Source organism: Duganella dendranthematis (assembly GCF_012849375.1).
GTDB lineage: Bacteria > Pseudomonadota > Gammaproteobacteria > Burkholderiales > Burkholderiaceae_D > Rugamonas > Rugamonas dendranthematis.
In genome coordinates, this window is the sequence record NZ_CP051684.1 from 1,267,211 (window position 1) to 1,290,008 (window position 22,798).

Sequence of the window (22,798 nt, forward strand, 5' to 3'; positions counted from 1 at the left end):
GTATAATGTCGCCTTTCCCTTTTTGATCTCACCATCATGCAAGCTAATACTGCTTTACAAGCTGAAGCGCATGCTGGCGCTGCTCCGCACGTCAACATCGCCGCCTACAAATTCATCACCTTCGACGACACCGAGGCGATGCGCCCGCAGTACCAGGACATCTGCAATCGCCTGGGCCTGAAAGGCACCATCCTGTTGACGCCGGAAGGGATCAATATGTTCCTGTCCGGCCCGCGCGGCAATATCGACGAATTCCTGGCCTGGGTCCGCAGCGACGCCCGCTTCGCCGACCTGGAAGTGAAAGAAAGCCTGTCGGCCGAACAGTCGCACAAGCGCATGCTGGTCAAGATCAAAAAAGAAATCATCACCATGCGCATGCCGCTGATCAAGCCGGAAGACGGCCGCGCGCCGTTCGTCGAAGCCCAGACGCTCAAGCGCTGGCTGGACAACGGCGTCGACGACAACGGCAAGCCGGTGGTGATGGTCGACACCCGCAACGATTTTGAAGTGGACGTCGGCACCTTCGACAACACGGTCGACTACCGCATCAAGAAGTTCACCGAATTCCCGGATCTGATCGCCGCCCACAAGGACGACTTTGAAGGCAAGACCGTGGTCACCTTCTGCACCGGCGGCATCCGCTGCGAAAAAGCCGCGATCCACATGCAGAACATCGGCTACGACAACGTCTACCAGCTCGAAGGCGGCATCCTCAAGTACTTCGAGGAAGTCGGCGGCGCCCACTACACCGGCGACTGCTTCGTGTTCGACTACCGCACCGCGCTCAACCCGCAGCTGCAACCGACCGAAACCGTGCAATGCTTCGTCTGCCGCGCCGTGGTCACCCCGCGCCAGCAGCTGGCGCCGGAATACGTCTACGAGAAATCATGCCCGGCCTGCTACGGCAAATAAGCCGGCGCCCCGCAAAAAAAATCCTCGCCGTGGCGAGGATTTTTTCTTACTGCTTCAACCGCGGCACCAGCTGCTGCAAGGCTGCCTGGTAGGCGTTGCGCGCGGTCTGGAATACGGCCAGCTTGGCGTTCAGCTCCGTCATCTGTGCTTCCACAAACTGCAGACTGGCGACCTGCTCCTTGGCGGCGTCGCTCAGTTCGCTGAGCTTGTAGGTGACGCCGTCGACCGTGACTTCGGTTTCCTCTTCCATGCTGCGTTAGCGGAAATAGGCGGCGATCTCGCGCACATCGTCTACATTGACGGTCCCCACCGAGGCGCGCATCCGCAACGACGTCAGCAAGTAATTGAACCGCGCCTGCGCCAGGTCACGCTTGGCGGTGTACAGCTGCTGCTTGGCGTTCAGCGCATCCAGGTTGATGCGGACACCGCCCTTGATACTTTTCTCGGTCGCGATGATCAGGTTTTCCGATGAGGAAACCGACTTCATCAAGGCATCCACCCGCTTGACGCTGCTGGCCATCACCGCATAATCCTTGCGCAACTCCAGCATGATCTTGTCGATTTGCGCCTGCAAGTCTTCCTTGGCCTTCTCCCGCGAAGCGACGGCCTGGCGCGACGAGGCATTCACCTGGCCACCCGAGTAGATCGGAATATTCACCTGAACGCCGATGCTGCGGATCTTCTGGTCTTCCTGGAAAGTCGTAATCGAATCGGATGACGTCTTGCCATAGCTGCCGACCACATCAATCCGCGGCGCATGGCCGGCGCGCTGCTTCAGTACTTCCTGCTCGGCGATATCGACCCCATACTTGAGCGTCTTGATGTCCGGGTTGCGTTCCAGCGCGATCGTCTTCCAGTAATCGAACGGCTTGTCATCGACCGGGCGCACGCGAAAATCCGGCACCAGCTCCTGCACTTCGCCCACCTCGCCGCCAATCACGGTCCCCAGGGTTTCGCGCGAGACCGTCAGATTGTCCTGCGCTTCCAGCAGCGTTGCCTCCGCTACATCGAGGCGGGCCTGGGTTTCCAGCATGTCGGTGCGCGTGCCCTCACCCTTTTCAAACAGATGATTGTTCAGCTGGCCCTGTTCGGCATACATCTCCCGCTCGACTTGCGCCAGCGCCAACAACTCCTGCTTGTACAGCACATCCAGGTAGGACGCCACCACGCGGTAGATCACTTCCTGCTGCTGGCTCTCGAACAAGGCCTGACCATACAGCGCCTGCGCCTTGCCCTGCTTGTAGCGTGCCCAACCATCCAGATTGAACAGGGGTTGGCGGACTTGCAGCATGGCCGAGCGCGAGATGAAGTCACGCGGCGACACCAAGCCGCCCACGAATTGCGCACTGCGGTCGGTCACCGTATCGCGATTCTGGCTGCCGCTCCAGCTGCCGCTGATATTCGGCAGCAGATTCGACAAGCCCAGCTTGGCATTTTCCTTGGCCCCTTCGTTGGCGTAATACGCCGCGCGATAGGTAGGGTCGTTCTGCAGTGCCATGTCGTACGCCTGCATCAGGGTGACTGCCATTGCGCCGGGGCTGTACAGTGCCAACGCCGCGCTCACAGCCGCAGCGCTTGCCAGCAGGCGCGAGCGGATTTGCATCGTTGCCATCATCAATCCTCCGACATCGACGATTTGGCGCGGTCAAACACCGGTTTCAACAAGTAATTCATCATGGTGCGTTCGCCAGTCTTCACAAACATTTCCGCTGGCATGCCGGGCTGGATATCCAGCTTTTTCTCGGCAATCAGCTTGGCACCTTCCGGCGATACGCGCGCACGCACCTTGTAGTACGGCTGGCCGGAGCGCTCTTCCACCGACCGGTCGGCCGACACCTGGATCACCGTGCCAGGGATATGCGGCGTCCGGTTGGAGTTGAATGCCGAGAAGATCAGCTCGGCAGGCATGCCGACCCGCACCTTGTCGATCAGGTTGACCGGCAACTGGCCTTCCACCACCAACGCGTCTTCGCTCGGCACGATTTCCATCATTTTGGCGCCCGCAGCCACCACGCCGCCACGGGTAAAGATGTTCGAACCGACCACGATGCCATCGACTGGCGACTTCACCTCGACATTGGCGACGTCAAATTTTTGCGCGTCCAGGCGGCCTTCCAGCGCTTCGGCTTCCTTCTGGGTATCGGCCAGCAGCGTGCGGACCTCTTTTTGATAGTCCTGCAGGCGCTGACTCTTGCGCGCTTGCAATTCCGAAATCTGGCGCTGGGCGCGACCGATATTGCCCACGTCCTCGGAAATCGCGCCGTTGGTCTGCGAGTAGGTGCGTTCCAGTTCCAGCAGGCGGTTGCGCGCCAGGTAGCCTTCCTTCGACAGTTCACGCGAATTGTCGAGCTGCTCCTTAAGCGAACCCAACTGATCCTTCTTGTTGTCGCGCGATTGCTGTAAGCCGGTGATTTGCAGCTTCAGGCCTTCGATGTTTTCATCGGCGGCGCTCAACTCGCTACGCAGTGAACCCTGGCGCGCTTGCAGCAACTGGTTTTGCAGGGTCATCGCTTCGGTCACGGCAGGCTGATCCTTGTAGACCTTCAGGCTAGCCGGCAACGTCACCGAGCTTTGGCCGGCCAGCTCCGCCAGCAGGCGGGCTTCGGTCGCGCGGGCGCTGACAAATTGGACTTCGGTGATATCGAGCGCCGACTTGACCTGTACGTTGTTCATGCGCACCAGCACTTGGCCCGCTTTGACCACGTCACCATCCTGAACCAGGATGTCCTGCACTATGCCATTCTGCAAATACTGTACCGATTTACGGTTCGATTCCTTCACCACCGTGCCCGACATCGGCACGCCTTTGTCCAATGGTGCGAACGTGGCCCAGATCAGGAAACCCAGGAAGCCAATCACCACGATGGCCCAGCCTACTTTGGCGTAGCTTCCCGCGTCCGTGTCGACCGTCAACGGCGTGACGTCGTGCGTGATCACTTCGGTGGCGGCTTCTTGCGACTTTACAATATTAACCATGATTATTCCTCATTCACCGGCGCGGTATGCGCGGTATTGCCGGCTTGCGCTTGCGCAGCAGCCTGCTGTGCGGCTTGTTGCTGTGCCTGTTGCTGGGCTTGCGCCTGCTGCTGGGCTTGTGCCTGTGCCTGTGCTTGCAAAGCCTGCTTCTGGTTCGCTTCGTTCAGCGCGTTCAGTACTTGGTTGGTTTCGCCAAACAAGGCGACCGTGCCATCGCGCAGCAACAGCAATTTGGTCGTCACGGCAATCGCATTGGTACGGTGGGTAATCAACACGATGGTCTTGCCGCGCGCGCGCAAATCGCTCACAGCCTGGACCAGCGCCAACTCCCCGGCATCATCCAGATTCGAGTTCGGTTCATCCAGCACGATCACCGACGGGTCGCCATACATGGCGCGCGCCAAGCCCAGGCGCTGACGCTGACCGCCCGACAAACCTGCGCCGCCGTCGCCCAGTTCGGTATCGTAGCCTTTCGGCAGATGCAGGATCATGTCGTGGACGCCGGCGCGCTTGGCGGCCAGCACCACTTTTTCAGGATCAATGTCGCCGAAGCGGGCGATGTTCTCGCTCACGGTACCGGCAAACAGTTCGATATCCTGCGGCAGATAGCCCAGATGCGGCCCCAGTTCGGCTTTGTTCCACTGGTAAATATCAGCACCATCCAGACGCACCTTGCCCATGGCGGCAGGCCATACTCCCACCAGCAAGCGGGCCAGTGTCGACTTACCGGAACCGCTCGGTCCAATCACGCCCAGTACATCACCAGCCTGGATTGCGAAGCTTACGCCTTTCAGTACGGCAGCCTGTGCGCCTGGCGGCGCCGCAGCGACGTTCTCCACCGCGACATGGCCCTGCGGCTTCGGCAGTTCCATGCCCGCTTCACGCACCGGATTAACTTCCAGCAGCTTGGTCAGGCGCTCATAGGCGCTACGGGTACTGGCAAACGACTTCCAGACCGCGATCACTTGCTGCACCGGCGCCAGTGCGCGGCCTACCAGGATCGACGCAGCAATCATCATGCCGGCGGTAATCTTATTTTCGAGCACCAACAGCGCGCCAAAGCCCAGCACCAGCGACTGCAACGACACTTGGACAAACTTGGTGATCGCGCCGACCAGGCCTGCTTTCTGGCTGGCTTCCGCCTGCAGACGCAGGAAACGGCCGTGGATCTTGAACCAGCGGCCCATCAAATTGGGCAGCATGCCCATCGACTCGATCACCTCGGCGTTGCGCAGATTATTGGTGGCCAGATTGGTGGCGGCGATCGACGTGGCGTTGGCGTCAGCCAACGGCTTGTGGGACACGCGTTCATTTACGTAGGCCAAGACCACCAGGATCACGGTGCCACCCAGCGCAAACAGGCCCAGCGAAGGCTCGAACACGAAAATCACGATCAGATAGACCGGGAACCATGGGGCGTCGAAGAAGGCAAACAAGGCGCTGCCGGTCAGGAATTGACGCACATTGGTCAGATCCTGCAACGCCTGGCCGGCGTTGGTGCCGCTGCGTTTGAGATTCTGTTCAAACGCGGCCGTGTACACGCGCTTGTTCAGTTGCATATCGAAGCGGGCGCCAACCCGGATCAGCACGAAACTACGGATCAGCTCAAGCGCGCTCATCATCAGATAGCCGCCCAACATCATCAAGGTCAGCATCAGCAGCGTCAGTTCGTTGCGGCTGTTCAGCACGCGGTCGTACACCTGCAACATGTACAACGACGGTACCAGCATCAGCAAATTGCTGATGGCGCTGAACGTGCCGACTGTGACAAAGGTCGACTTGAAGGTCCGTAGAACCTCTTCAATCTCGTTCTTAGTATTGAGTAATTTATTTTTCATAATGTGCGTGTGCGATACGACAGAACCACTGTTGCGCAGAAAGGATGTAATTTAATCAACTTTCCGACTGGCATGGGCCGAATGATGGAGCCGAGAGATTATCGCCTAAAAACACTGAGAAATGTGACCTGTATCACATTTTTTACACTTTAGGCCGGGAGTGGTACACGTGGAGCAACACAAACTCTATTTTGCCTTTATCCGTATTGAAGCGTAACAAACGGGAGGCAAAAAAATAAAAAAGCCGGGCATAAGCCCGGCTTTTTGCACACATCAGGAGGGGTTGCCCCGTCCCGAGGTGGAACCTGGAGATTAAGCCAGGGTGATGACGCCGGCACCGCTGATTGCGGTGGTCGAAGCAGCGTGGTAGCCAACCAGAACGATCGACTCGAAGTGACCAGCAACATCGTAGGTTACAACGGTGTCAGCACCAGCTGCGCCGTAGGCAAAGATGCCGTTAGCTGCATCGAAGGTACCCGAAGCGAACACAACGTGACCGGTAACGCCAGCCAGGTTGGTAGCTGCCAAGTCGCCCGAACCGATGGTCAGGCCACCGCCGAAGCTGCTCAGATCGATCTTCGTGCCAGCAGTTACGCCTTTGATGACGTCGAAGGTAGCGGTCAGTTCGCTGGTAGCGGTATTCAGAGTTGCATTGGTACCCGAGTGGCCCGAACCCTGGATGATGGTCGAGGTGTTGCCGCTGATGGTGATCGAGTCAGCACCTGCGCCGCCGGTGATCTTGTCAGCACCGCCGCCGCCAACGATAACGTCTTTGCCCGAACCGCCAACGATGGTGTCGTTACCAGTGCCACCGGTCAGGGTGCTGGCAACAGTCGAGCTACCGGTGATGCTGTTGGTGCCCTTAACTTCGGTGATGGTTACACCTTTCAGCGAAGCCGCAGCGTTGATCACGTCGCCGCCGTTAGCCGAACCTTTGATGGTTGCAACCACTGCTGGGGTAGCGCTCGAAGCCACCAGTGCGCCGGTGGTGAACGAAATACCGGTGCCAGCTGCGCCCGAACCAGCAACAACCAGACCCGATGCGTCGAACGAAGTCAGCGCGGTCGAACCAGCGGTCAGCACGGTGTGCGAAGTGCCCGATACAGCGATCGTTTTCACGTCGTTGCCGGTGATCGACAGGGTAGCTGCCGAGGTGCCAGCTGGGGTGGTTGCGGTGTCGGTTGCTACAACGTTGATGGTCTCAACGTTAGCAGCAGTAACAGCGCCGAAGTCGGTCGCGCCGCTGCCCGACAGACGTACGTTCAGCACGTCGTTGGTGGCAGCCAGGGAACCGGTCAGGTTGGTGGTGTACGTACCACCAGCAGCAGCGCCGGTCAGGGCCAGGGTGGCACCCGAGGTCAGGCTGTTGATGGTCAGCGCGGTTGCGCCGGCGGTGGTCACGTAGTTGAAGCCGCCCAGTGCGTTAGCATCGATGGTGGTCGAACCTGGGGTGGTGATTGCCAGACGGCTGAAGCCGGTGAAGCCAGCAGCGAACTGAGCCACGCCCGAAGCGGTTTGTGCATCGGCACCGGTCATTTGCAGGGTGTTCACGCCTGCGCCGCCAGCAACGGTTGCGCCGTTCAGGGTGCTAACGATAACGGTGTCGTCGCCGCTACCAAAGGTTACGGCCTTGGTTGCAGCAGCAGCCAGGGTCACAACGTTGTTACCTGCGGTGAACGAGCCGGTTTCAGCAACGTTCAGGGCAACGGTCACACCAGCGGTGTTGCTGGAGGTGATCGAGGTTGCGTTAGCAACGGTCGAACCGGTCAGGTCCAAAGCCTTGTCGCCAGCAACGGTGATGGCTTTTACTGCGGCGCCGGTCACAACCAGATCCGAAGCAGCACCGGTCGCGGTGATGTTCAGGGTCTGTACTTTGCTGTCAACCAGGGTGCTGTCAACGCCGTTCACGGTCAGCGCCAGAGCGGTAGCTTTGGTGGTGGCCAGGTTGTCGTTCACGGTCACGGTGCCGCTACCATTGGTCAGCGACAGGGTCGACAGCGCGTTGGTGTTAACCGTGGCGCTGGCAAAGTTGTTCAGCGTGACGCTGGTGATGGTGCTGGCTTTGGTGCCGTCGGTGTTAGCCGAGTTCACGTCGTTGATGGTCACAGCGCCGTCAGCGATACCACCAACAGCGGTAACAGCAGCGGTGCCGCCTACGCCACCTTGGCCGATAATAGTCGAAGTAGGAGCAGTGCCGCCGCCAGTTGCGGAGCCGGTAGCTGCCAAGTCGGTAACGTTGGTAGCTGCGGTGGTGCTGGTGAACACGTTGGTAGCGCCAGTAGCGGCGCTAACAGTCCATGCGCCGGTGTTGCCGGTGATGGTCAGGCCTGCAACGGTGCCGCCACCAGCAACGGTTGCCACTTGAGCAGCCGTGAAGGTACCTGCGCCACCTGCGGTGATAGTGATGCCACCGATGGTTTGGGTACCAACAGCGGTGAAGGCTTGCCAGGTCACGGTCGACGATTCGGTCGAAGCTGCAACGAAAGCCACGCCTGCAACCGCAGCAACTTCAGCGCTCTGGTTCACGGTCACTGCGGTGGTAGCTGCGCCGCCGTTAACAACAACGTTGCCGCCGGTCGAGGTGTGAGCAGCGCCCACAGCCGAGGTAGCAGCAGCGATGTTTTGGGTAACGGTAACGGTGGTGCCACCTTTGACGGTGACGGTGCTGCCGACTACGTCAGCTGCGGTGGTGTTGTTGTCCGATACGGTTGCAACGATGGCGCCGGCGGTAGCTGCGCTGCCGATATTGACTGCGCCGCCGGTGGTTACGCCAGCGATGTTGGCGGTGATCGACGAGCCGCCGGTAACCGAAACGGTGGCAGCAACCAGTGCCGAGTTGTTAGCCACAACAGCGGTGGTAGCAGCAGCGGTGATGGTTTCGGTACCAGCAGCCGACACGGTCAGCTTGGTCACGCCAGCGATTGCGCTGCTGTCGGCGATCACGCCTTCTTGCGACTGGATGTTCAGGTTCTGGATGTTTTTGATCGAAACGCCGGTCAGCGGGGTTACGGTGCCTGCAACGACACTGAAGTCGTTGATGGTCAGGGTGTTCACGCCGACGCCGCCGTCGATAGTGTCGAATGCGGTCAGGGTGGTAGCAGTGCCGTTGTTGAACGAAGCGGTGATCACGTCGTTGGCCGAAGTGCCAACGAAGTTGTCGGTACCGGTGGTCAGAGCGGTGTTCACAACAACAACTGGGATCAGACCGGTGATCGCGTCAACAACTGCAGCGTGTTCGGTGGTCAGGTTGGTGGTGTAGTCAACGGTGCCCAGCAGATCACGTGCTACGCCAGCAGCGGTGTCGCCCGAGTACGAGTTGATTTTAGCGATGGTGTCCAGCGACTTGGTGAAGTCGTCAGCGACAGCAGCTTTGTTCGACACGGTCTGTGCATCCAGCAGGCCTTGAGCCGAGGTGTTAGCCATGGCGCCTTGGGTGATGGCCAGAGCAGCGTTGGCTTTGCTCAGACGACCCGAAACGATTTCGTTGATCCAGAAAGTGCCGCCGTCGGTGTCAGCATCACGGTTCAGCACGTTGTTGTAGATCGCGTTAACGAACTTCGAGATGCTGATGATGTCGGTGCCGGTGCCGTACAGAGCGACGGATTCTGGTGCCGAGTTGAAGCTGTTGACCAGTTTGGCCAGCGCCGAAGTTGGGTCAGCTTGCACTGCCGAATTGATTTCAGCAACGGTGGTTGGCGCGCCCAGGGCGTTCAGTTGCGCTTCGAAGTTCTGCAGACCATAGTAGTCAGCAGGACGACCGAAATAGGAGACATACAGTTGTTGTACTACTGCATTGTAATCAGCTGCCGCCATGATGATGATTCCTTAAAAAGATTTTGGTTTAAACCAGAAATTCTGCTTGTTCAGAGCATACAGCGCCGTATGACACTGAACCCTTTATGCAGAAGGTGGGAGTATATTGCCACACAGGGAAACTAATGTTGTGACGGGCGTCACAAAACAATTTTTTTTCACAGCAAGTTGCAACAAGTTGTAAATTAACTGCTGAATATTTATGCAAAAAGAGTAAATATTCACCAATTATCACACCTGTTGTAGAAATAAAACCCATCCGGCGCTCTTTATATCACAAGCGGCGTTACAAAACAAAAAGGACAATGTTGTAGACACAACATTGTCCTTCGGCGGGTGTGCGACTGCGGATTTAGCGCGACCAGGTAGTCGCTCCATTCACCATCACACCCAGCGTCTTATACTGGAAAATATACGCCGCTTCTTCCGCGTGTGCGCCGCCCAGATAACCGCGTATTTTGGAATCCGTCAGGCCGGTATTCACCAGCTCACCTACCTTGGTAACATCGCCAGTAATATTAACCGGCACGCGCAGGCCGTCGCCTACTACGGTTAATCCAGTATCAAAAGTTTTGGTGCTGAAATTCACCGTCAGCCGCGCATCCTGTACCGATGCTGGAACCGCAAAGCCATCAGTCCGCTGCAGAATCGCATCGCTGCTGGCCAGCACGAACGACGCTGTCCCCTCGCGCGGTGCAACATACGCCGTATCCTTCAGGCGGGCGATCTGATACGACCCCAGAAACTGCTGGGCAGTGTAGGCGCCGCTATTCAGCTTGGCTTGCACCTCGGCATCCGCCGCACCGCCGGCAATCGCCGCATAGCGTCCCCAGATAACTTCTTTCGGCCCCGGGTTGACTACTGGCGGCAACTCCACGACTGGCGTGGTGGGGGTGGTGGTTGGCGGCGGCGACGTGTCCACCACCGGCGGCACGGTCACCACAGGCGGCGGGTTAGAATTATTTACCAGCGACTTCGAACCGCTCAGCACGCTGACCGACTTCTGCGCATCCAGGTTAACATCAGCAGCAGCATTGGCGCCGACCTTGCCGACCGGTTCATCCGGCCGTGCCGGCGTGCCCTGGTCAGCCGGCGACATCACCGGGCTGCGCAGCAGTTGTGGTGCAGTCTGGCCGCGCTGCACCTGCAGCATCAAGCCCGCCTGGCCGGCGAACAGTTCGCGGCTCGCGCCACCCTCGCACGGGCCTCCGCCATCCGGACCGCAGGCGCCGGCAAAGCCGCTGACCACCACGCCGCCGGAGACCACCGTCACGCGCGAGGTCTGCTGGTCGGTGTAGACCACGAAGTCGGTGCCGCGCACGCCGATGGCGGCCACTGGCGTATTGAAGCGGAAATTCTGCCGCGCGTGTTTGACGCCGTTACCGGAGATGCTGCGCGCCACGCCCTGCAGCAACTCCAGCTTGACGCGGGTGTTGGCCGGGTTGGCGGCATCAATATGGTAGGTCACAATGCGGGCCTTGCTGTTGGGGCGCAACACCAGGAAGCCTTGGTCGACAGTTTTGACGTACACATAGCCATCGGCGCCGGTCGTCAGCTCGTCGCCTTCCTGCACCGCCGCGTCCAGCACGGCTGCGCGCGCGGCCAGCTTGACCTCGCCGGCGACGAACACCACCTTGCCGGCTTCCGCCGCCATGGCCGCAGACGACAGCGCCGCCAGCACGGCCAGCAGACTGCCGGCAACAATGGATTTAACTTGCTTAGTCATAATTAGATTCTCCCTCAGCCTGCATTTTCCGCCATCGTGCGTGAAAGTATGTGACTCGGGTCACATTCTTTCATTTGGATACAAATTGCGCGCAGATGGTGTCACACTGGCGTAAAAAAGCTGAAAGATCATGCAAAAAAGCTAATCAACTCTGTTCCTCCAGGGAACAAAACGTTATACTTGGCCCGATTTTACCCTGAACAAAGTACCCGGCCGCAGTGGCGCCCGGTTCCACAACGAGTACCGGCACTTGCGCATTTCCTTTTCCCTCACCACCGTCGTGCGCGGCTGCATATTATTAGCAGCCCTGCTGATCACTGCCCTCGGGCAGTGGCACGGCGGCAGCGTGCAGCGCCTCGACAACTGGCTGCGGGACCGCTCGCTGCTGCTGCACGCCAGTCCGCAGCCGGACCAGCGCATCCTGCTGGTCGACATCGATGAAGCCAGCCTGGCGCGCTACCCGTGGCCGTGGTCGCGCGACCGCATGGCTGAGCTAGTGGAGAACCTGCTGATGGACGGCGCCCGCGGCGTCGCGCTCGACATCTTGCAGGAAAAGCCTGGCGACGCCGGCGGCGACGCCCGCATGGCGATGCTGGCGCAACATGCGCCACTGGTGCTGGCCCAGCTGTTCGACTTCGGCCCGCGCGAGGAGCCGCTGCGCGGCGGCGTGCTGGCGGGCGGCGTTCCCGGCCACGCCGGCGTGCCGGCCAGCGGCTACCTGGCCAACCATGCCGGCCTGGCACAGTCGGCCCACTTCGGCAGCATCGGCGTCACTCCCGATGCGGACGGCGTGTTGCGCCGCGTGCCCATGTACACCGTGTTCAACGGCCGCCAGTACCCGACGCTGTCGCGCGCGCTGGTGGACTGCTGCGCCGGCGGCGCGCCGTTGCCGCCGCAGCAGAGCGGCGCCGTGCGCGTGCCCTACCGCCGCACCTGGGGCGCCTACGACGTGGCGCGCGCCGCCGACCTGCTGGACCACCAGGTGCCGCCCACTATGATCGCCAACCGGCTGGTGCTGGTCGGCTCGTCCGCGCTCAGTATCGGCGACCGCGTGGCGACCCCGCTGGGCGCCCTCAGCGCCGGGCTGATGGTGCACGCCTCCATGCTCAGCGGCCTGCTCGACAGCCAGGCCGGGCGCGCGCCGGCGCCCTGGCCGGGCAAGCTGATCGCGGTGGGCTATTGCCTGCTGCTGACCGCGCTGGCCGGCCGGATGCTGCCGCGCCGCGCCGCCGCCGCCAACATCGCCCTGCTGCTGGGCGGCGCCCTGCTGTGGCTGCCGCTGGCGCACCTGCTGCTGCCGCACGACGGCGACTTCAGCCCGGCCGCGCCGCTGCTGTCGCTGCTGTTCCTGCTGGTGGTGGCGGTGCCCTTCCACTGGCAGCTGGCGCAGCAGCGTTCGCGTCGGCTGCTCGACACGCTGCGCCAGTATGTGGCGGGCGACGTGGTGGACGAACTGTTACGCAGCAACCTGCAAGATCCGCTGGCGCCGCGCCGTTGCGAAGTCACCACGCTGATCGCCGACATGGAAGGCTACACCAGCCACGTCGAAGCCCTGCCGGTGGAACAGGCAGCGCAGCTGACCACCACCTTCCTCGACTGCCTGACGCGGCCGGTGCTGGCCAAACATGGCACGCTGGACAAGTACACCGGCGACGGCATGGTGGCGTTCTGGGGCGCGCCGCTGCCGAATCCGGCCCACGCCGACCTGGCGCTGGACGCCGCGCGCGCCATGGTCGCGGCAGTGGCGGCGCTGAATGCCATCCGGGCCCAGGATCGCCTGGCGCCGCTGCGGGTGCGCATCGGCATCGAGAGCGGCACCGCGATGGCGGGCGATTTTGGCACCGCGCTGCGCAGTATCTACACGGCGGTGGGCGACAGCGTCAACACCGCCTCGCGCCTGGAGCAGGCGGCGCGCGACTATCCGTGCGATATCATCATCGGCGAAGGCACGGTGCGCCATGCGACGCGCCACCGTTTCCGCCACCTGGGCCAGCGCGTGTTGCGCGGCAAGGAGCACCCGATCGAGATTTATACGCTGGAGGACGCGCCATGCGCGGCCTGACCACATTGCGCACGCTGCTGACCGCCCTGCTGTTGTGGCAGGGCGCGCCGCTGGCCGCGCAAACGCTGACGGCCGCCGACCATGCCGCGCCGGCCAGCGAGGCCGCCAGCGACAGCGGCGACAGCCCAACCGCACCGTCCGAGCCGCGCCCGGTACAAAACGAAGCGCTGTATCTGGAAGCACTGCGTGCGCTGGCGGCCGACCAGCCGGAGCGCGCCAACGAGCTGCTGCAACGCTTCGTCAAGGACGAGCCGCTGCACGCCGGCGCCTGGCTGGACCTGGCATTCACCGAGTGCACGCTGGGCCATTCGGCCGACGCCGAGCGGCTGTTCCGCGAAATCGAAGCCCGCTTCAAGCCGCCGCCAGGCATCATGGAGCTGATCGAGCAGCACCGCGCGCGCGGCTGCAACCAGAAACCGAGCTGGCGACCGCTATGGGCGGTGTCGCTGGGGCGCGGCTACGACAACAATGTCAATCAGGGCGCCAGCAGCAACCTGTTTACCACCGGCAGCGGCAGCGACAGCACGCAGTGGGAACTGTCGCCCGACTTCCTGCCCAAGCCGGACCACCAGACCACCGCCAGCTTCGACTACATGCAGCAAGCCGACGAGGCCGGTTCACTGGTGCTGGCCCAGGTGCGCCTGCGCCAGAACGACCACGTGCATGAACAAGACACCGCGTCGGTGCTGCTGGGCTACGAGCGGCCGTGGGAATGGGGCCGCTGGCGCGGTTACGGCACCGTTGCCGTCAGTGTACTGCAGCTGCAAGGGCAGCTGTACCAGCGTCAAGAACAGGTGCAGTTGCGCGCCACACCGCCGCTGGCGCAGCGGCTGCCGGAAGAGCTGCAATGGTCGCTGCTGGCCAGCATGAGCCATGTGCGCTATCCTACCCGCACCAAGTTTGATGCCAACATCGTCGAGCTCGGCACCAACTTCTACTGGCGCGGCGCGCGCCAATGGTCGTTCTCGCTGAGCGGCATGGCCGACCAGGGCCAGAACGGCCGTCTCGGCGGCGACCGTCACGGCTGGTACAGCGCCTTGCAACTGAGTCAGCCGGTGACGGCCAGTCTGCGCGGCGATTTGGGCTGGAGCCGCCAGGTGTGGCACAGCAGCGAAGTGTACGCCCCCGGCCAGATCGACCTGGTGCGCCACCAGGATACCCGGCAGCTGCGCGCCAGCCTGCAGTACACGCTGGCGCCGCACCACAGCGTGCAACTGGAATGGCGCGCGATAAGAAATCAGGAAAACATCTCGCTGTTTCAATATAATAGCCGTTCCATCCAGCTCAACTGGCGCTGGGACAACTTCTGACGGCGCCGCGCGCGCCACTACGTTTGAGCATGGTTCAACTGACGATTTACGCCTGGAGCATGGTATGAGCACGCCTGATCCGGCGCCCGCGCTGTCGCCGGCCGCCGACACCGACGCGGCCAATGCGGCACTGACTCCGCCGGCCGCCGAGCCATCGGTCAATCTGCAAATTCACCTGCGCAAGATTCCGCTGCTGGCCGAGCTGACCGATGACGAAATGGCGCGTGTCAAGGCCGATCTGCGCATCCGCCACTACGCGAAGCGCGAGGTGGTGCTGCAAAAGGGGGGTGCCGGCGACAGCCTGCTGTTCCTGCTGCAAGGCCAGTTGCAGGTAATCGACATCACCGAGGACGGCCGCGCGATCGGCCTGCGCATGCTGGCGCCGGGCGATTTCTTCGGCGAGATCGCGGTCATCAACGACTCAATCCGCTCGGCCTCGGTGGTGGCGCTGACGCCGGTGCTGGTGGCGCTGCTGCCGCGCGCCACCGCGCTGCACCTGTTCTCCCACTCGCCGTCGGTGGCCAACCAGATGCTGCGTTTCCTGGCCAACAAGGTGCAGCGCGACTCGGAATTCCGCGCCCTGCTCAGCATCCACAACACCGCCAAGCGCATCTACAGCTTCCTGGAACTACTGAAAGAAAAAAAGGAAGACGACCAGGAAGTGGTGGAAAACCTGCCGACCCACCAGGATATTGCCAATATGATCAACACCAGCCGCGAGACCGTGACCCGCACGCTGCTGACACTGGTCCAGCAGGGCATCATCAAAAAAGGCACGCACAAACTGATCATCATCAACCCGGAAGCGCTGCAGAAACTCGCACAAAGTTAGTTACAAATTGCATTTTTTTCAATGCTTGTGTAATGCTATAATCGCCGCCTTGTCCAACTCAGCGGCCGCTGCAAGGCCACTCTCTGCTGCATGATTCTCCCTACGACCGTCCGCACCGTGCCTGCGCACGTGCCTGGAGCCTGAGCATGGCAGCCGCCCTGCTGCAGGCCATCTGGCGCTACCGAGGTTTCATCCTTGGCAGCGTCAAGCGTGAATTCCAGTCTAAATACCGCAACTCGATTTTCGGCGCCGCCTGGACCGTGCTCAATCCGCTGGCCATGATCGTGGTCTACACCGTGATCTTCTCGCAAGTGATGCACAATCGCCTGCAAGGCGCGACCACGCCGTTCGCCTACAGCATCTACCTGTGCGCCGGCGTGCTGACCTGGGGTTTGTTCGCCGAGATCACCACGCGCAGCCTCGGCATGTTCATCGACAACGCCAACCTGATCAAGAAGCTGCAGTTTCCACGCATCTGCCTGCCGATCATCGTGGTGCTCAACGCCGGCGTCAACTTCGCCATCATCTTCGGCCTGTTTACCGCCTTCCTGCTGCTGTCGGGCACCTTCCCCGGCTGGAGCTACCTGGCGCTGCTGCCGCTGATCGCCTTGATGGCGCTGTTCGCCATCGGCCTCGGCATGATCCTCGGCGTGCTCAACGTGTTCTTCCGCGACGTCGGCCAGTTCTTCACCATCTTGTTGCAATTCTGGTTCTGGTTCACGCCGATCGTCTACCCGGTCACCACGCTGCCCGAGGAAGTGCGCGCGGCGCTGGGCTGGAATCCGATGGTGGCGCTGATCCAGGCGTTCCAGACCGTGCTGGTGCACGGCGCCTGGCCGCACTGGGGCAGCCTGCTGCCGGTCACCTTGCTGGGCCTGGCCTGCTGCGCGCTGGGCCTGCGCCTGTTCCGTAAACGCGCCGGCGAAATGGTGGATGAACTGTAATGGGCGCAATTATCGTCAAACAACTGGGCAAGGCCTACAAGCAATACGGCAACCGCTGGAGTCGGCTGGGCGAATGGCTGCTGCCGTTCCGCGGCCCGCGCCATCAGTTGAAGTGGGTAATCCACGACATCAGCTTCCAGCTGGCGCCGGGCGAGGCGGTCGGCATCATCGGCGTCAACGGCGCCGGCAAGAGTACGCTGCTCAAGCTGATCACCGGCACCACCCAGCCGACCACCGGCAGCGTCACCATCACCGGCCGCGTGGCGGCGCTGCTGGAACTGGGCATGGGTTTCCATCCCGACTTCACCGGCCGCCAGAACGCCTACATGGCGGGCCAGCTGATCGGCCTGACGGTGGATGAAATCAGCACGCTGATGCCGCAGATCGAGGCGTTCGCCGATATCGGCGACTATATCGACCAGCCGGTGCGGGTGTATTCGTCCGGCATGCAGATGCGGCTGGCGTTCAGCGTGGCCACCGTCAAGCGCCCGGACGTGCTGATCGTCGACGAGGCACTGTCGGTCGGCGACGCCTATTTCCAGCACAAGAGCTTCGACCGCATCCGCGACTACCGCCAGCAGGGCACCACGCTACTGATCGTCAGCCATGACCGCGGCGCCATCCAGTCGATCTGCGACCGCGCCATCCTGCTGGACGGCGGCCGCCTGGCGCATCAGGGCAAGCCGGAAGAAGTGATGGACTACTACAACGCCGTCATCGCCGAGCGCGAAGGCAGCAGCATCGCGCAGAGCGTCACCGACGATGGCCGCGTGCAGACCAGCTCCGGCAGCCGCGAGGCCACCGTGGCCGACATCGCGCTGCTCGACGAGCATGGCGCGCCCATCGAAGTGGCCAACGTCGGCGCCGCCGTGCAGCTGCGGGTGCGGGTGCAGGCGCACGCCGACCTGCCGCGCCTGGTGCTGGGGTATATGATCAAGGACCGCCTGGGCCAGCCGATCTACGGCACCAACACGCACCACATGGAACAGGCGCTGGATAACGTAAAGGCCGGCGAACAGATCGAGTTCCGCTTCGCCTTCCCGCTCAACCTGGGGCCGGGCAGCTATTCGGTGACCACCGCGCTGACCAGCAATGAAACCCATTTGGCCAACAACTACGAGTGGCGCGATCTGGCGCTGCTGTTTATCGTGATGAACATGAACCGCAAAGAATTCGTCGGCACCAGCTGGCTGGAGCCGCAGATCGAGATCAGCCGATGAGCACCGTGCCCTTCTACCGCGCCTTTGAAGATGCGTATCGCGGCGACCGCGACGTCATCAAGCAGCGCTTGCGCGCCTACGCGCCCTTCCTCGACCAGCTGGCGACCTTGAGCGGCCCGGCCGCGCAACCGGCCGCGCTCGACCTCGGCTGCGGCCGCGGCGAGTGGCTGGAGCTGCTGGGCGAATATGGCATCGCCGCCCGCGGCGTCGACCTCGACGCCGGCATGCTGGCCGCCTGCTACGAGCGCGGCCTGCAGGTCGAGCAGACCGACGCAGTCAGCGCGCTGCGCGCCTGCGCCGACAACAGCCTGGCGCTGGTGTCGGCCTTCCACTTGGTCGAGCACATTCCGTTCGAGGTGCTGCAGGCGCTGATCACCGAAGCGCTGCGCGCGCTGCAACCGGGCGGCCTGCTGATCATGGAAACGCCGAATCCGGAAAACCTCAGCGTCGGCGCCACCAGTTTCTATCTTGACCCGTCGCACGAAAAGCCGCTGCCGCCGCTGCTGCTGGGATTCCTGGCCGACTACGCCGGCTTCGGCCGCCAGCGCACCGTGCGCCTGCAGGAGCCGGCGCACCTGCATGACGCCGCCCGCCCGGTGGGCCTGATCGACGTGCTGGAAAACGTCAGCCCCGACTACGCCATCGTTGCCCAGAAGGCGGCGCCGGCCGCCGTGCTGGCGCCGTTCGACGCCGCCTGGAGCGGCCACTATGGTTTTTCGCTGGGCGCCATGGCGCAACGCTTCGAACAGACCGGCGCCGCCCGCCTGGACGAAGTGCACGCCCTGGTGGCGCAGCAGGCCGAAGGGCTGGTCACGCTGAACCGGCTGCACGCCGCCGTCGCCGCCGACGTCGCGGCCCTGAACCGCCACGCGGCCAGCGTCGAAGGCCAGCTGGGCCACCTGTCCGGCCGCATCGACCAGTCCAACCTGGCCACCGAAGCGGCACTGCAGCGCGCCGACGCCGCGCTGCAACACGCCGAGGCCATGCACCAGCAGGTGCTGGCCATGCTCAACAGCAGTTCGTGGCGCATCACCCGCCCCTACCGCTATGCCGGCGGCCAGGTGCTGCGCGCCAAGGCAGCGTTCAAGCACCGCGCCCACGGGCCGCTACTGCAGCTGATCCGCGCCGTGCTGCGCCAGCCGCTGCTGCGCGCCGTCGCCCGCGGCGTGGTGCGCCGCTTCCCCGGCGTCTACGCGCGCCTGCGCGGCATGCTGTACCAGCCGGTGCAAGGCGGCGCCGCGCTGCCGCCCGAACCGCTGCCGGCCGCTGGCGACCTGTCGCCGCGCGCCGCCCGCATCTATCAAGAACTGAAGCAAACGCTGGAAGCGAGAAAACACTGATGCGCATTGTCATCGACCTGCAGGGAGCCCAATCGGAAAGCCGCTTCCGCGGCATCGGCCGCTATTCGCTGGCGCTGGCGCTGGGCATCGCCCGCAACGCCGGCCAGCACGAAGTCTGGCTGGCGCTGAACGGCGCGCTGGCCGCCGCCATCCCCGACCTGCGCGCCGCGTTTACCGGCCTGGTGCCGGCCGAACGCATCCGCGTGTTCGACGTGGTGCCGCACGTGGCCGAACTGGACGCCGGCAACCACGGCCGCGCGCGCGCCGCCGAACTGCTGCGCGAATACGTCATCGCCCAGTTGCAGCCGGACATGGTGCTGGTCACCAGCCTGTTCGAAGGCTATGTCGACGACAGCGTCACCTCGATCGGCGCCTTCACCAGCGGCGCCGACACCGCCGTCATCCTGTACGACCTGATCCCGGCGCTGAACCCGGCCGCCTACCTCGCCACCGCCACCCAGCGCCAGCACTACGAAGGGAAGCTGGCCTCGCTCAAGCGCGCCGGCCTGGTGCTGTCGATTTCCGACTACTCGCGCCAGGAGGCAATCGACCTGCTGCAACTGGCGCCGGACAGCGTGCACCCGATCTCCACCGCGGTCGACGCCAGCTTCTGCCGCGCCGAGGCCGACCCGGCTGCCGTCGCGGCGCTGCGGGCCCGCTTCGGCATTACCCGCGGCATGCTGATGTACGCCCCCGGCGGCGCCGATTCGCGCAAGAATATCGACGGCCTGATCCAGGCTTTCGGCCTGCTGCCGGCCGCCGTGCGCGACGCCCATCAACTGCTGATCGCCAGCAAGATCAACGACGGCGAACGCCAGCGCCTGCTGGACGCGGCGCGCGCCGCCGGCCTGCGCGACGACGAACTGGTGATGACCGGCTATGTCGACGACGCCACGCTGATCGCGCTGTACCGCGCCTGCACGCTGTTCGTGTTCCCGTCCAAGCATGAGGGCTTCGGCCTGCCGGCGCTGGAGGCGATGGCCTGCGGCGCGCTGGTGATCGGCGCCGACAACACCAGCATCCCGGAAGTGATCGGCTGCGACGAGGCGCTGTTCGACGCCGCCTCGCCGCAGGCGATCGCCGACAAGATCGCCGCCGTGCTGACCGACGCAGCGCTGCAGCAGCGCCTGCGCGCGCACGGCCGCCGCCAGGCCGCCCGCTTCTCGTGGGACGTCTCGGCACAGAAAGCGCTGCGGGCGATGGAAGCCCACGTGGCGCAGCGCGCGCCGGCCGTGATTCCCCACCAGCGCCGCCGCCTGGCCTTCGTCTGCCCGCTGCCGCCCGAGCGCACCGGCATTGCCGACTATGCGCTGGAAGTGTTGCCGGCGCTCACCGCCCACTTCGATATCGCACTGATCTTGCACCAGACCCGCTGCACGCTGCCGCCGTCGCTGGCGCAGCTGGCGCAGCACGACGTGGCCTGGTTCCGCCAGCACGCCGGCGAGTTCGACCAGATTCTCTACCAGTTCGGCAACAGCCCGTTCCACAGCCACATGCTGGAGCTGCTCAAGGAATATCCGGGCGTGGTGGTGCTGCACGATTTCTTCCTCAGCGGCATGCTGTCGTATGAGCAGATCACCGGCGCCATGCCGGGCGTGTGGAACCAGGCGCTGTTCCATGCGCACGGCTATCCGGCGCTGCTGGCGAGCCAGCAGCCGGACGGCGTCGAGCGCGCCAAATACGACTACCCGGCCAGCCTCGGCGTTCTGGAAGGCGCCACCCGGGTGATCTACCATTCCGAGTATGCGCTGACACTGGCGCGCGCGTGGTACGGCCCCCAAGCCGGCCACAACTGGAGCATGGTGCCGCACCCGCGCGCGCTGCCGGTCCAGCATGACCGCGCCGCCGCGCGCGCCGCGCTCGGCATCCGTCCCGAGGCGTTCGTCGTGTGCAGCTTCGGCTTTATCGATCCGACCAAACTGAGTCGTGAACTGGTGGCGGCGTGGGTGGCCTCGAGCCTGCACGCCGACCCCGATTGCGAACTGGTGCTGGTGGGCGCCAACCACGGTGGCGAGTACGGCGCGCAGCTGAGCGAACTGATCGCCGAAGCCAACCACGGCGGCCAGCGCATCCGGATCGCCGGCTGGACCGACGACGCGGTGTTCCGGCAATACCTGCAGGCGGCCGACGTCGGCGTGCAGCTGCGCGCGATTTCACGCGGCGAAACCTCGGGCGCGGTGCTCTATTGCATGAGTTATGGCCTGCCCACCATCGTCAACGCCAACGGCGCGTTCGCGGCGCTGCCGGACGACGCGGTCTGCAAGCTGGACGACCAGTTCGCCCCGGATGCCCTGCGCGACGCGCTGCAGACCCTGCGCAGCGATGCCGGGCGGCGCGCCGCACTGGCCGCCGCCAGCCGCGCGCTGCTGCTGCGCCAGCACAGCCAGGAACATTGCGCCCAGCTGTACGCCGACGCGCTGGACCTCGCGCAGGCCGAGGCCGCCACCAGCCGGCGCGGCCTGCTGCGCGCCCTGGCGGCCTTGCCGCAGTTGCCGGCCGACGACGGCTACCTGCAGCAGCTGGCGACCTGCATCGCCCGCGCGCCCGATGCGCTGGCGCCGCGCCAGCTGCTGGTGGACGTGACCGCCATTTCGCGCCACGACCTCAAGACCGGCATCGAACGGGTGGTGCGGGCGCAGCTGCTGGCACTGCTGCGCCAGCGCACCCCGGGCTGGCGGGTCGAACCGGTCTATCTCAGCGACGAAGGCGGCCACTGGCATTACCGTTACGCGCGCCGCTACGCGCTCGAGCTGCTGGGACTGGACGCCGGCCAGGTGGTTGACGCGCGCGCCGACGTCACCGCCGGCGACGCCTTCTACAGCGCCGACTCGGCGCCGGCAGCCATGATGGCGGCCGCCCGCCAGGGCCTGTACGCGCAGTGGCGCGCGCGCGGCGTTGGCGTGCATTTCCTGGTGCACGACCTGTTGCCCGTGCTGCGGCCGGAATTCTTCCCGCTCGGCGCCGCCGACGGCCATGCCGCCTGGCTGGCCGCCATCGTCAGCGAAGCCGACAGCGTGATCAGCATTTCCGACGCGGTGCGCCAGGAATTGCGCGCCTGGATCGCCACCCGCGCCGACCTGCAGGGGCGGCAGCCGCGCCTGGGCGTACTGCACCACGGCGCCGACTTCGAACAGGCGCCGGTGCCGGCCGCCGTCGCGGCCGATCCGGCCGACCAGTCCCGGCTGGCGCAGCTGCGCCGCGCGCCGACCTTCCTGATGGTCGGCACCATCGAGCCGCGCAAGGGCCATCTGCAGGCGCTGGCCGCATTCGACCTGCTATGGCAGCAAGGCGTGGAAGTCAATCTGGCCATCGTCGGCCACGAAGGCTGGACCGCGCTGCCGGCGGCCGAGCGCCGCACCATTCCGCAAATTGTCGAGCGCCTGCAGCAGCATCCGCAGCGCGAACGCCAGCTGTTCTGGCTGCGCGGCATCGACGACACGCTGCTGCAAAAGGTCTACCAGGCCAGCGACTGCCTGCTGATGGCCAGCGAAGGCGAAGGCTACGGCCTGCCGCTGATCGAGGCGGCCCACCACAGCCTGCCAGTGCTGGCGCGCGACATCCCAGTGTTCCGCGAAGTGGCACAGCAGCATGCCAGCTACTTCAGCGGCTTGGAGCCGGCCGCGCTGGCCGACGCCGTCCGCCACTGGCTGGCGCAGCAGCAGGCCGGCGCCGCCCCGGCCTCGGCCGGCATGCAGCGCAACAGCTGGCACGACAATACCGTCCAGCTGCTGGCATGGCTGGATGAGGGCCCGCCAGCGGCGTAAGAAAGTGTAACATCGCGGTGCCGGTCCAGCCCGCGATGGCTTATACTCTCGATAATTCTCA

At 63.7% G+C, this 22,798-nt stretch carries 14 protein-coding genes; 8 read left to right on the forward strand and 6 right to left on the reverse strand.

Annotation, left to right across the window (positions count from 1 at the left end):
- The first annotated feature begins 36 nt into the window (after positions 1 to 36).
- The gene (locus tag HH213_RS05910) at positions 37 to 912 is read left to right on the forward strand and encodes a sulfurtransferase (protein WP_169111377.1); all 876 of its coding nucleotides are present in this window, start codon (positions 37 to 39) and stop codon (positions 910 to 912) included.
- A gap of 46 nt (positions 913 to 958) precedes the next feature.
- Here HH213_RS05910 and HH213_RS05915 read toward each other — a convergent pair whose 3' ends face one another.
- The 6 genes from HH213_RS05915 to HH213_RS05940 all read right to left on the reverse strand — a co-directional run bounded on the left by HH213_RS05915 (position 959) and on the right by HH213_RS05940 (position 11,265).
- Positions 959 to 1,162, reverse strand: coding sequence for a DUF6447 family protein (locus tag HH213_RS05915; RefSeq protein WP_169111379.1), 204 nt, complete (start codon positions 1,160 to 1,162; stop codon positions 959 to 961).
- A gap of 6 nt (positions 1,163 to 1,168) precedes the next feature.
- Positions 1,169 to 2,527 (reverse strand): TolC family outer membrane protein, encoded by a 1,359-nt coding sequence (locus tag HH213_RS05920; protein ID WP_169111381.1) that lies wholly within the window; start codon positions 2,525 to 2,527, stop codon positions 1,169 to 1,171.
- Complete coding sequence (locus HH213_RS05925; protein WP_169111383.1) at positions 2,527 to 3,888, reverse strand: HlyD family type I secretion periplasmic adaptor subunit; 1,362 nt, start codon at positions 3,886 to 3,888, stop codon at positions 2,527 to 2,529. Before HH213_RS05925 ends, HH213_RS05920 begins: the two co-directional genes overlap by 1 nt.
- A gap of 2 nt (positions 3,889 to 3,890) precedes the next feature.
- Positions 3,891 to 5,726 (reverse strand): type I secretion system permease/ATPase, encoded by a 1,836-nt coding sequence (locus tag HH213_RS05930; RefSeq protein WP_169111385.1) that lies wholly within the window; start codon positions 5,724 to 5,726, stop codon positions 3,891 to 3,893.
- A gap of 312 nt (positions 5,727 to 6,038) precedes the next feature.
- Positions 6,039 to 9,539: a beta strand repeat-containing protein gene (locus HH213_RS30525; protein WP_169111387.1), complete on the reverse strand. Its 3,501-nt coding sequence runs from the start codon at positions 9,537 to 9,539 to the stop codon at positions 6,039 to 6,041.
- Positions 9,540 to 9,891: 352 nt separating this feature from the next.
- Entirely contained in the window at positions 9,892 to 11,265 is a 1,374-nt protein-coding gene (locus tag HH213_RS05940) for a FecR family protein (protein WP_169111389.1), read from the reverse strand.
- Positions 11,266 to 11,515: 250 nt separating this feature from the next.
- Between HH213_RS05940 and HH213_RS05945 the strand changes: the two genes are divergently transcribed.
- The 7 genes from HH213_RS05945 (at position 11,516) to HH213_RS05975 (ending at position 22,737) form a co-directional block, all read left to right on the forward strand.
- Positions 11,516 to 13,327: a CHASE2 domain-containing protein gene (locus HH213_RS05945; protein ID WP_169111391.1), complete on the forward strand. Its 1,812-nt coding sequence runs from the start codon at positions 11,516 to 11,518 to the stop codon at positions 13,325 to 13,327.
- Entirely contained in the window at positions 13,315 to 14,637 is a 1,323-nt protein-coding gene (locus HH213_RS05950; RefSeq protein WP_169111393.1) for a tetratricopeptide repeat protein, read from the forward strand. The genes HH213_RS05945 and HH213_RS05950 overlap by 13 nt, the downstream gene beginning before the upstream one ends.
- A gap of 64 nt (positions 14,638 to 14,701) precedes the next feature.
- The gene (locus HH213_RS05955) at positions 14,702 to 15,469 is read left to right on the forward strand and encodes a Crp/Fnr family transcriptional regulator (protein WP_169111395.1); all 768 of its coding nucleotides are present in this window, start codon (positions 14,702 to 14,704) and stop codon (positions 15,467 to 15,469) included.
- A 146-nt stretch (positions 15,470 to 15,615) separates the two neighbouring features.
- A complete protein-coding gene (locus HH213_RS05960; RefSeq protein ID WP_169111397.1) occupies positions 15,616 to 16,413 on the forward strand; it encodes an ABC transporter permease in 798 nt (265 codons plus the stop codon).
- Entirely contained in the window at positions 16,413 to 17,633 is a 1,221-nt protein-coding gene (locus HH213_RS05965) for an ABC transporter ATP-binding protein (protein WP_169111399.1), read from the forward strand. Before HH213_RS05960 ends, HH213_RS05965 begins: the two co-directional genes overlap by 1 nt.
- Positions 17,630 to 18,973, forward strand: coding sequence for a class I SAM-dependent methyltransferase (locus HH213_RS29835; RefSeq protein WP_217363493.1), 1,344 nt, complete (start codon positions 17,630 to 17,632; stop codon positions 18,971 to 18,973). The genes HH213_RS05965 and HH213_RS29835 overlap by 4 nt, the downstream gene beginning before the upstream one ends.
- A complete protein-coding gene (locus HH213_RS05975) occupies positions 18,973 to 22,737 on the forward strand; it encodes a glycosyltransferase (RefSeq protein WP_169111401.1) in 3,765 nt (1,254 codons plus the stop codon). The genes HH213_RS29835 and HH213_RS05975 overlap by 1 nt, the downstream gene beginning before the upstream one ends.
- Positions 22,738 to 22,798: the final 61 nt, after the last annotated feature.

Bases quoted from the DNA above. Each gene is read 5' to 3' on its own strand.
- HH213_RS05910 (WP_169111377.1), top strand. From the start codon at position 37: ATGCAAGCTAATACTGCTTTACAAGCTGAAGCGCATGCTGGCGCTGCT.
- HH213_RS05915 (WP_169111379.1), bottom strand. From the start codon at position 1,162: ATGGAAGAGGAAACCGAAGTCACGGTCGACGGCGTCACCTACAAGCTC.
- HH213_RS05920 (WP_169111381.1), bottom strand. From the start codon at position 2,527: ATGATGGCAACGATGCAAATCCGCTCGCGCCTGCTGGCAAGCGCTGCG.
- HH213_RS05925 (WP_169111383.1), bottom strand. From the start codon at position 3,888: ATGGTTAATATTGTAAAGTCGCAAGAAGCCGCCACCGAAGTGATCACG.
- HH213_RS05930 (WP_169111385.1), bottom strand. From the start codon at position 5,726: ATGAAAAATAAATTACTCAATACTAAGAACGAGATTGAAGAGGTTCTA.
- HH213_RS30525 (WP_169111387.1), bottom strand. From the start codon at position 9,539: ATGGCGGCAGCTGATTACAATGCAGTAGTACAACAACTGTATGTCTCC.
- HH213_RS05940 (WP_169111389.1), bottom strand. From the start codon at position 11,265: ATGACTAAGCAAGTTAAATCCATTGTTGCCGGCAGTCTGCTGGCCGTG.
- HH213_RS05950 (WP_169111393.1), top strand. From the start codon at position 13,315: ATGCGCGGCCTGACCACATTGCGCACGCTGCTGACCGCCCTGCTGTTG.
- HH213_RS05955 (WP_169111395.1), top strand. From the start codon at position 14,702: ATGAGCACGCCTGATCCGGCGCCCGCGCTGTCGCCGGCCGCCGACACC.
- HH213_RS05960 (WP_169111397.1), top strand. From the start codon at position 15,616: ATGGCAGCCGCCCTGCTGCAGGCCATCTGGCGCTACCGAGGTTTCATC.
- HH213_RS05965 (WP_169111399.1), top strand. From the start codon at position 16,413: ATGGGCGCAATTATCGTCAAACAACTGGGCAAGGCCTACAAGCAATAC.
- HH213_RS29835 (WP_217363493.1), top strand. From the start codon at position 17,630: ATGAGCACCGTGCCCTTCTACCGCGCCTTTGAAGATGCGTATCGCGGC.
- HH213_RS05975 (WP_169111401.1), top strand. From the start codon at position 18,973: ATGCGCATTGTCATCGACCTGCAGGGAGCCCAATCGGAAAGCCGCTTC.